Genomic DNA, 10,268 nt, shown 5'->3' on the forward strand with positions numbered 1-10,268 from the left:
TATCTATTTTTATTCTGCATCTTTTACCGATTCTGGAATATCTCAATAATCGCCTTCACGATCGCCACCAGCACATTCCACATCCGTTTTAACGGACCTTCTTCACTGCTGCCGTCTGCCTCCTGATCGGAGATATCGGTTGATTCATCATCATCGCTGATCTCATCGGTCCGCAGGACGATCTGCACGCTGTTCGGGGACGGATTTTTCGAGGAGGTAAAGGAAATCTTCTCCGCCTCCGGATCTATGTTCAGGAAGTTGTTCTCATCCTCAAACTTATCGATCTGCTCATCGAGCGTACTCTTCATGTCTTCCCCCGCTTCCCGAACCGCCGCAAGCTGATCGATCAGGGTCAGGTTCTTATCAAGAATCTTCTCCATGCCCTGCAGCGTTGCCTTGGTTCCGGCATCCAGCGAATCACCTGCCGAAATCAGCGTGTCATTCAAAAGACTGAGCATATCATGTGTGGTATAAAGTGCCCTGGTCAGCCGGTTCATCAGTTCTTCAGAATCAGACAGGGAATCCAGCATCGTCGGCACATATTTATCCGTTGTGTCAATCAGGACCCGCATATCATCCAGCAAATTAATCAGTTCATCGGTCGAACTTCTGAGCGCCGATAAAGTCGAACCCGTCTTGCCAGTAATATCTCCCGCCGTCTTGAACGCACCATTCACTTTATTCACAATCGTTTTCGCAGTTTTCTGCGCCTGCTCCACTTTCTGGAAAATGCCCTTCGTCTCTTCCACCAGACTTGCAGCATCCGCAGAATAAGTAGTCGCTGACAGAGACTCCAGCGCCTCCTCTACATCATCTTCTGCATTGCCAATCTCATCTTCCCAGCTCGCATCATTGACACCGCCGCTTCCCGGCTCGCCGGACGGTCCGGCTGTCAGGGCTCCCGCAGAAACCTCGGTTCCAAATGCATTCACCTCTGCATCCTGACCCGAGGAGTTGTCTTCCGAAGCGGAACCCGAATTCTTAGCAGAATCCGTCTCTGCCTTGTCTGCCGTCGAAGCAGGATTCTTCTCTTCCGTCTTTGTCGCTGATTCAGCCGCTTTTTCCGCCTGGTTACCAGCTGCACCAGACGCTATGCCTGCGCCCGCTGCTTCCTGTTCAGCCGAATCTTTACTTTCTGTTCCTGCTGAGCCAGAGGCCGAAGTGCCTGCTGCCATTTCCGCGTCATCCGTGGTATTTGCAGAACCCGTAGTTTTTGCATGATCGGCGGCACCTGCAGAATCCGTGATATCTGCGCTGCCAGCCGCCCCCGCTGTCTGACCATTTCCGTTTCCAGATGCCGCCTCCGACGATACAGATGTCTCTTCCTTCTCCGCACTCTTCATCTTGCGGATCCGTTTCAGCTTCATGCCGTCTAACGTGGCTAAACTCTGATTCAGGCTTCCAATCCCCTGTTCTGTCACCGCCAGGGAGGTATTTCCCTGTCCCAGAAGTTTATCGAGTTCTTCCAAAATTTTCTGGACTTCCGCCGTCCGCTGGACAATATCTTTCTCGATCGCATCCTGCGTCTGCTGACTGACAAGACCCTTATTTAATTCATCCGAAGCCGACCGGAGCGATTTGCTCAGACTTCCCAGGCGGTCATACAGGCGATCCAGTTCATCCTGCATATCTTCCATCGTATTGGAAAGCGCCTGTGTGTTGCTGTTAATATCCGTCACCGCATCGCGCGCCGTCTGTAAATACGGAATCATGACCGTCGTCTGATCCGTGACTGCCTGCAGATCGGCAAGCGCCTGTGTCGAGAGCGCCTCGATCTGTTTCCGGTTAGCACTGACGGTTCCACGCGCCCGATCGAGATTTGCCAGACCGCCTTTCACGCCGGAAACATCCGACTTCATGGATTCCATCGTCTTTAACAGCGCATTCATGCTGTCATACATCTTGTTTCCATCCTCGCGCCAGGTATCTTTCGCCTCTTTCAGATCCTTGATGCGGTTCAGCTCATCCAGGGTCCCCGGAACCATCATCATAATGACTCCGATATTCTCATAATTATCCGTGCCGACCCGGACTGTAAAATCGCCGTCCTCGCCCGGAAGCGCCGCAAACATTGCCGCCTGATAGCTTCCAACCGACTGCACCTGCGCGCCCGACGCATCGACACTATAGCATTTCTCCATATCCACCGGCACCAACACGGTCAACACCATATTATTTTTATAATACGCCTTCGCCTTCTCATTCGGGGTCGCCTTTACATTGACCTCAACCAGACCAGACGCCCCCGCCAGTTTGGATGCATCCGCTTCCACTCCATTAAGTTTATAGGAAACGTCAAACGTCCACGGCAGATCGACGCTGTTTTTCGGCATCGTACACTGATAATAAAAACGCGAATTCTTCTCCGGCAGTTTCCATGTGACGGTTCCATCGCCAATTTCCGGCGCCGTGTCGTCCGTCATGTTGACCACCTTGTCATAGGTACCATAATCGGTATATTCGGTCAATCCATTCGTGGTACAGCCTTTGACCACATTGATCTGCGTTGCCGTTCCATAATAGTCCAGATTGACATACATCGTTTCATCTACCTGAACTCTTGGTGCAGCCGCCCGGACAGGAACTGCCGCACTCGTTACCAGCGTAACCGCTGCCAGCGTCGCCGCCGCTCCTCTTCTAATGATCTTCTTCATGGCTTCCAGCCTCCCTTTTTTCTGTCATCTTCCGTTTCCGGTCTTTTCTTCGTTCTCTCACTTTTCCGAGTAGCCGGAGCTTTCTTCTGTGTTTCTCCCGCGCCTCCGCATCGGAATCTGTTTTCTCCTGAGGACCGCCCGTCTCTGTCATTTCTGTATCTTCCAGCGTTTTCGTTTTAGCTTCGAATTGTTTTCTTTTCGACGTAACTGAATCCACCAGCGGCTTTTTCCCTTTCCACACGGCACCAGCCACGCGTCTTGCCGCCCGTTTCATGCGGGCATGGCGGCGTTCGCGCCGTTTTTTGAAAAACAGATGAATCCTCTCAAATTCGTTCTGCATCAGGATATGATCAAACAATACCAGAAATGCCGGCATCAGGGAGCAGACAAAAAGCATACTAATCAGAGCCCCCCGTCCAATCAAATGTCCCAGATCGCCGATCGCCGCGACACTCGATACCTTGTATACAATATATCCGGCACAGGTCAGGATCGAACCGGATGTCAGAATCGCCGGAATACCAAGATTCAGCGCCCCGATCGCCGCTTCCTTCTTATCCATCGTCTTGCGGCATTCCAGATAATTGTTCGTCGTCAGAATCGCATAATCGACGGTCGCGCCCAGCTGGATACAGCTTACGATAATGTAACCAATGAAAATCATCGTGTCTCCGACGATGTACGGTACCGCCATATTGACGAAAATCGCGACCTCAATCGGAATCATGATAAGGAGCGGAATAATCAGTGATTTAAAACTCCACATGACAACCACAAATACGCCAATCAGCGACATCACATTGACACGGCTGTAATCCTTCGTGATCGTCGTCTGGATGTCCTGTGTGGACGGTGTTGTGCCGACCAGATACGAATTTTCCGGATAATATTTCTTCATGATCGCCTGGATCTCATCCGAGCACTGGTACGCCAGCTTGCTCTCGCCCTTACTCTTAACGTAAATAAGGATTCTCGCATAATCTTTTTTATGTAACTGGCTTGTGATGCTGTACGGAAGGAAATCTTCCGGTACGCCCTCCGGGAGCTGCCCGGACAAGGACGTTACACTCTTCATGTACGGCAGGTCTTCCAGCTCATCCGTGAACTGTTTTTCCTTGATAAAAGAAGTATCCGGCACGATTGCCATCATCATATTGCTTCGTCCGAATTTCGCTGTAATCAGCTCATCATCCTCATATACCGTCGTTCCCTCGCTGGCGCCGACCGCGTCATTTCCGTAGAGGAAATCGTTCATGCTCTGCGCCGTGTATGCCGGGATCGCCAGCACCGCAATCAGAATCAGCACGATGCGGCGGCTGTTGTAGATACCGTGGCTGAGCTTATCAAACGACGGCAGGAACGAACGATGGGATGTTTTCTCAATCATCGGCGTCATACGCAGAATCATCGCCGGCATAAAAAACACCACTGTCAGAAGACTCAGGACAATACCTTTTGCCAGCACGAGTCCCATATCAAATCCGATATTAAACTTCATAAAACACAGAACGATAAATCCGACGATCGTCGTCAGGCTGCTGGCGAAAATGGAGTTTAATGCCTCATTGATCGCGTTGCTTAACGCGGTCATCTGATCCAGTCCCTTTGCCTTTTCCCTCGCAAACGCGTGGCTTAAGAAAATCGAATAATCCATCGAGCAGGCGAGCTGCAGGACCGCCGACACACTGTTCGTCAAAAAGGATATCCGCCCGATAAACAGGTTCGTTCCTTTGTTCAGGACGATCGCCACGCCCATGACCGTCAGATACAGCACCGGTTCAAACCAGGAGTTCGTCGTCACGGTCAGAATCAGGAAAATAACCACGACCGCCAGCGTCATAATCAGCTTCATCTCGCTCGAAACATTTTCCTGCAGCGATTTATTCTGAACCGCCATGCCGACGTAATGTCCCTTGTCTCCGAGAATGTCCTTGATCTCATCGATCGTCTGGGACGTCCTCTTATCCGTGTCGCCGTTTACAAAAACAATATCCATAACCGCCGTATTATCCTTGTAATACTCATCAACACTATTAAAGTTGATAAATGCGTCCGCCGCGTATACGCTGGTCGATGTATCGAGCCACATGACCTGATCGACTTCGTCCAACGCCTCTATTTTATCCTTGTAGGCTTTCGCCTCATAAAGCGAAACATCGTCAATCATGATGCGCCCCGTGCCGGGGTAGCCGAATTTCTCTTCCATCAGGTCCAATCCCTGTTTGGACTGGACGGTCGACGGCAGGTATTCCGTCAGATCATAGTTGATCTCGACAAACGGCGCCATGAGCGCTGATATCAGCACCAGAACCAGAAAGACAATCTCGATCGCCCTGCTCCGCTCAATGATGAATTTCGGCAGGGAGAAGGCTTCTTTTTCCGTCTGTTTTTCTTCTTTGCGTTTATGTAAAAATTTCAGTTTCATGCCTGCTTGCTCCTGTCATACAATGATTGCGATCCTTACCGCATCAAAATAATCATATAATAATGCTTATCGCCGACCTGCTGATGTGCAACACCCATTTCCTTATAATAAATCACCCGGTCCACGCGCTTTTTCTCGTCGCTGTCGTGATTACGCAGAAGCTTTTCTTCTGCCTGCGTCACATCATCACAGTTGATGAGGTAAATCTCCGTATGACGTCTCGCAGTGCTTTCCCCGATGGATTTGAGGTAATCATCAAGTGTGCCTTCATCCGGGATCCGGCTGCTTCCATAACCCTTACTGCGTGCCATCGCCAGGCGGTGTTCGGCGATCTGCTGTAATTTTCCATTTAAAATAAAGCTGGCATCTTTATCGTAATCTTTTTTGTCATCGTCATAGTACTCTTCTTCCTCATCCCCGTCAAACGCGTCCGCCTTCAGCTCATTTAAGCTGTCCGCCATCGCCTGGGTATCTGCATCCAGAAATGCCAGCGTGTACGCGCCGCCGCCCGTGTTTTTCTTCTTTTTGGCGTTCGCCAGGCTGCCGTCCGCGTTGATCGTATACTGCGTCTCATCCTTTGTGAAGGTCGTTCCCTCCATCGCGCCGCTGTCTTTCAGGAAATAGTATTTTCCGTCGATATTCTGCCAGCCGGTCGCCATCGCGCCGTCCCCTTGCAGATAATACCAGGTTCCATTTTCCTGCTCCCAGCCCGTTTTCATCAAACCGTCTGCTCCGAGCAGGTACCATTTTCCGCCCATCTGCTGCCAGCCCGTCAGGTAAGAACCGTCCATTCCCACCAGATAATAACCATTCTCCACCGGCTGCCAGACACCCGCATCATCCGCAAGCACTGTCTGGGCGGCAGACGCTGAGAAAAGGAGACTTACTCCTGCGATTCCTGCCAGCCGTACTATCTTATGTCCCAGAACCGCTTTCAGCGCCCTTTTTAACCCCGGCGCCGTCCGCTTTTCTTCCTTCTTCATCCACAACTTTCTGTCCTTCATACGCTGTCCTCACTCTTCTTTATGCTTATTGATCGGATCCATCTGTTTCCAGTTCCACCCCCCGTGCCGTTAAAAGTGCTCGGAGCATCGCCGCCAGCTCCTTTTCCGAGATCCGGCTGCTGTCAATCAACATATCATAACTTGCTTTATCCGCCCATGTCTTTTTTGCATAAAAATTATAATAATTTTTCCGTATTTTATCCGCTTGTTTGATCAGGTATTCAGCTTCTTTTTCATCTGTCTCGTAACGCCGCATAATCTCCTTCACGCGCGCCTCCATCGGGGCATATATAAATAGAGAAATAAGCCCTTCTGTCTCCTCCAGGATCTTGTCAGCGCAACGTCCCACGATGATGCATGGACCTTTCTTCGCATACTCCCGGATCAACTGGGACTGCACGACAAACAAGGTATCATTCATCGGCTTTCCATAACCGGTAAACGGATTGCACTTGGCCGGAACCTTAAAAAGAAAACGGTTCGCCTTCATCTCGTCCGCCTCTTCCAGTTCCTCCATCTTAAATTCGCCGCACACCGCTGCTTCCTCTATCAGATGGCGGTCATAACAGGGAATTCCCAGTTCCTTTGCCAGAGACTGCCCCAGATTATGGCCGCCGCTTCCAAACTCTCTTCCGATTGTAATGACAAAATTTTTCATACCAGATTCCACCTTCGTATCTATTTCCTTTTGCTTTCGCATATGCTGCAGGTTCTCATAGCCGTTCCTTTCCCGATTGTCAGCCACTCCTGCCGTCTGTGAAACGTTCCATACAAAAGACTTCTTCGCAGTGAACAGTTACATCTAAAATAGAGCATATACAACTCATGTCTGTTTAATTGACATTTGTTCATTTTTGAACTATAATGCATTATACTAAGTTGTTCGAATGAATACAATAATCATTTTTACGTCAGTTGTATTTTAATCAACATTTCATCACATTATGTTTGTTTTTTGTATCTGGTGTGCCCATTTTTACTTATTTTTAACACTCCCTTCATCCACAGCCTCCGATACACAGTCATACGGCGTTTCCCTGTCTGGAAACGTTCAGAAAGGAAGTCACTATGAAAGAAGAAATACTCGACCGGCGTGTACGAAAGACGAGACGCCAGTTAAAAGAATGCTTAACCCGCCTCCTCAAAGAAAAAAAAATTCAGGATATCACGGTGCGCGAACTCGCCGAGATGGCTGACATCAACCGCGGCACCTTTTATCTTCATTATAAAGATGTCTTTGACCTGATGGATCAGATCAAAAATGAACTGATCGAGGAGGTTGAGTCTGTCCTGACGCACCATCCCGTTCCCGAACTGGTAGCGCGCCCTTCCCTCGCACTCTCAGAACTATTTCCTCTTGTACAGGAAAATGCAGAGATTGTTTCTATTTTAATAGGAGAAAACGGTGATCTGAATTTTGTCAACCGCCTGAAACGAATTGTCAGCGATAAATGTTTAAAAGGCTGGCTGGATCTCAAATGTTCCAGCGATCCGGATACGCTCGCGGCATTTTCCGCCTTTATCGTTTCCGGCTGTGTCGGTACCGTTCAGTACTGGATCGAAAGCGGCATGAAGGAATCCACAGAACAGATGGCAATCTTGACAGAGGACTTTATCTTAAAAGGCATCCGAGTGCTGGAAAATCCGGCTTGACTTTCACGAAATTCCGTGCTTTAATAAAACTGCAATTTTTAAAATTCAGAAAGGAGAACCACATGGACAGTTGTGACAGCAACGGGCGAAGTCGTCGCGATGGGCAAAATCAAACTATGAATTCCAACCATGCGTACCAGACTGTTGGTCTGCCGCAGGGTCTTTTTGAGTGTGAATCGGGCTGTCTGGCAGCACATTTCCGCCTGCTTTAACAGGCTGGTGATTCAGTGCTGAACGTTTCCCGGCACGATTGGTTTTCATATATATTTGTCCATCGCCCTGGCGCGGGTTTGAAACTGCCATCTGCGGCATTTCATCCTGTTCCCGACTGGCGGTGGATTTTTTTATCCCCGCACTGCTCGCCCTGTACGTCCCAAACGGCATTAAATAGAACGACAGAAAGCGAGGGAACCAAATATGAATCAGACTCCAGAAATGGACGAAAAGAAAACAAGCTCCCCGGAAACGGCTCCGATCGCCGCAACCGCAGAGCATAATGCTAATTTTGAAGAAAATATCCGCGCGATCATCCGCAGCGGAAAACCGGCAAGCGTGATCCGGGATGACCTCGACAATTACCATGCAAACGATATTGCCGAGGTTCTGGAAACACTGGACACTGCGACCCGGAAACGCCTCTACAATATTCTCTCTCTGGAAATGACGGCAGAGATTTTCACCTATCTCGATGAACCGGCGCCTTATCTGCATGAGCTGGGACTTGACCGGGCGGCAGCCGTTCTGGCAGAGATGGATGCCGATGAGGCGGTCGATATCCTCGAAAATTTAGATCCGGAGGAAAAAGAAGCCTGATCGCGCGCATGGATCAGGAATCTAAGGATGATATCCACCTGATCTTTTCCTACGATGAGGAACAGATCGGTAGCCGGATGACAACCAACTACATCGTCATTCCCAATAACTGTACGATCAAGCAGGCGATGCGCCATCTGATCTCCCAGGCGGAGGACAACGACAACATCGACACCATCTACGTCGAAGACGAAAATGGGCGCTATTTCGGTGCGATCGAGCTGAAAGATTTAATCACTGCCCGTGAGTACATGAAGCTGGAGGATATTATCAGTACCTCCTATCCGTATGTGTACGCGGATGAGAAATCTTCGGACTGTATGGAAGAGCTGATCGATTACAGCGAGGATTCTATCCCAGTACTCGATCGGAACCATAAAATCATCGGCGCCATCACTTACGAGGATATCGCCGAGGCGATCGACGACGAGATGGGTGATGACTACGCAAAGCTGGCAGGTCTTACTTCCGAAGAGGATCTGCACGAACCACTGTTGCAGAGTTTGAAAAAACGCCTCCCGTGGCTGGTGCTGCTGCTCTTCCTCGGCATGGGTGTTTCCTCGGTGGTCGGCATTTTCGAGCCGATCGTTGACCGTATCGCACTTCTTATCTGCTTCCAGTCGATGATCCTCGACATGGCAGGCAATGTCGGCACCCAGTCACTGGCTGTCACCATCCGTGTCCTGATGGATGAGGACATCTCCGCGATGCAGAAGCTGGGATTTATATTCAAGGAAATGCGAATCGGATTTTTAAATGGACTGCTGCTCGGCTCGGCTTCATTCGTCGTGATCGGCATTTTCGTTCATATTATGAAGCAGAAGAGTCTTTTCTTCTCTTTTGCACTTTCCGGCTGTGTCGGCATCTCTCTTCTGACCGCGATGGTGATCTCCAGCCTGGTTGGCGTACTGGTGCCGATGCTGTTTCACAAGCTGAAGGTTGACCCGGCAGTTGCGTCTGGTCCGCTTATCACGACGGTGAATGATCTGGTAGCGGTTGTGACTTATTATGGACTGGCGGAGATTTTGCTGGTGGATGTGTTTCATTTAGTGTAGAGAACCGGTGAAAATAGGTATTTGTGATTCGGACGCAAAACAGGACTCTTCCTTTTTAGCAACTTCTCCCTGCTTCTTATAGATAGAGTTTGCATCTACCCCGCCGCGCACGCTGGAAAGCGGATAGATGTTGGTGCCGCGTCCGATGATGCTGCCCGGGTTTAGGATAGAGCCGCAGCCTACTTCTACATTGTCACCAAGCATGGCGCCGATTTTTTTGCGTCCGGTTTCGATCTTGCCGTCTTCGGCGTGGATTTCCACCAGAAGTTTATCGGATTTTACGTTGGAGGTGATGGAACCGGCACCCATGTGGGATTTATAGCCTAAGATGGAGTCTCCGACGTAATTATAATGCGGTACCTGTACTTTATCGAACAGGATGACGTTTTTAAGCTCGGTAGAGTTTCCGACTACTGCACCTTCTCCGATCAGAGCGCTGCCGCGGATGAATGCACAGTGGCGCACCTCGGCGTCTTTGCCGACGATGACCGGTCCGTGCAGATAGGCGCTGTCAAATACCTTCGCTGTCTTGTGAACCCAGATGTTTTCACCACGTTTCTCATATTCTGCCGGATCCAGGCTATTTCCCAATTCGATGATAAATCACTGAGACCTGCCAGCGCCTCCCACGGGTAGGTAAACCTGTTTCAGATAATCTGAAGCA

Annotated in this window: 9 protein-coding genes; 4 read left to right on the forward strand and 5 right to left on the reverse strand. The window is 49.8% G+C overall.

Annotated features, from left to right (window positions below):
* Positions 1 to 23 precede the first annotated feature (23 nt).
* Genes DWX76_RS02355 through DWX76_RS02370 form a run of 4 tightly spaced genes read right to left on the reverse strand, consistent with a single transcriptional unit; the run spans position 24 to position 6,741 of the window.
* The gene (locus tag DWX76_RS02355) at positions 24 to 2,654 is read right to left on the reverse strand and encodes a hypothetical protein (RefSeq protein WP_118524063.1); all 2,631 of its coding nucleotides are present in this window, start codon (positions 2,652 to 2,654) and stop codon (positions 24 to 26) included.
* Positions 2,638 to 5,079 (reverse strand): efflux RND transporter permease subunit, encoded by a 2,442-nt coding sequence (locus DWX76_RS02360; protein WP_118570041.1) that lies wholly within the window; start codon positions 5,077 to 5,079, stop codon positions 2,638 to 2,640. Before DWX76_RS02360 ends, DWX76_RS02355 begins: the two co-directional genes overlap by 17 nt.
* Positions 5,080 to 5,114: 35 nt before the next feature.
* The gene (locus DWX76_RS02365) at positions 5,115 to 6,083 is read right to left on the reverse strand and encodes a cell surface protein (protein ID WP_243022430.1); all 969 of its coding nucleotides are present in this window, start codon (positions 6,081 to 6,083) and stop codon (positions 5,115 to 5,117) included.
* 25 nt (positions 6,084 to 6,108) lie between these two features.
* On the reverse strand, positions 6,109 to 6,741 hold the full coding sequence (locus DWX76_RS02370) for an AAA family ATPase (protein ID WP_118293224.1): 633 nt from the start codon (positions 6,739 to 6,741) through the stop codon (positions 6,109 to 6,111).
* 410 nt (positions 6,742 to 7,151) lie between these two features.
* Between DWX76_RS02370 and DWX76_RS02375 the strand changes: the two genes are divergently transcribed.
* From DWX76_RS02375 to mgtE, 4 genes are all read left to right on the forward strand, one after another.
* The gene (locus DWX76_RS02375) at positions 7,152 to 7,736 is read left to right on the forward strand and encodes a TetR/AcrR family transcriptional regulator (protein WP_107000022.1); all 585 of its coding nucleotides are present in this window, start codon (positions 7,152 to 7,154) and stop codon (positions 7,734 to 7,736) included.
* 62 nt (positions 7,737 to 7,798) lie between these two features.
* Positions 7,799 to 7,948 (forward strand): hypothetical protein, encoded by a 150-nt coding sequence (locus tag DWX76_RS13885; protein WP_022358426.1) that lies wholly within the window; start codon positions 7,799 to 7,801, stop codon positions 7,946 to 7,948.
* Between the two features lie 205 nt (positions 7,949 to 8,153).
* Positions 8,154 to 8,549, forward strand: coding sequence for a magnesium transporter MgtE N-terminal domain-containing protein (locus tag DWX76_RS14815; protein ID WP_347474934.1), 396 nt, complete (start codon positions 8,154 to 8,156; stop codon positions 8,547 to 8,549).
* 8 nt (positions 8,550 to 8,557) lie between these two features.
* On the forward strand, positions 8,558 to 9,604 hold the full coding sequence (gene mgtE / locus DWX76_RS02380) for a magnesium transporter (RefSeq protein ID WP_412693958.1): 1,047 nt from the start codon (positions 8,558 to 8,560) through the stop codon (positions 9,602 to 9,604).
* Here mgtE and DWX76_RS02385 read toward each other — a convergent pair.
* Entirely contained in the window at positions 9,596 to 10,195 is a 600-nt protein-coding gene (locus tag DWX76_RS02385) for a UDP-N-acetylglucosamine pyrophosphorylase (RefSeq protein WP_412693959.1), read from the reverse strand. The genes mgtE and DWX76_RS02385 overlap by 9 nt on opposite strands.
* Positions 10,196 to 10,268 lie beyond the last annotated feature (73 nt).

Origin of the sequence: Clostridium sp. AF21-20LB (assembly GCF_003478795.1) — a bacterium.
GTDB classification, from domain to species: domain Bacteria; phylum Bacillota; class Clostridia; order Lachnospirales; family Lachnospiraceae; genus Otoolea; species Otoolea fessa.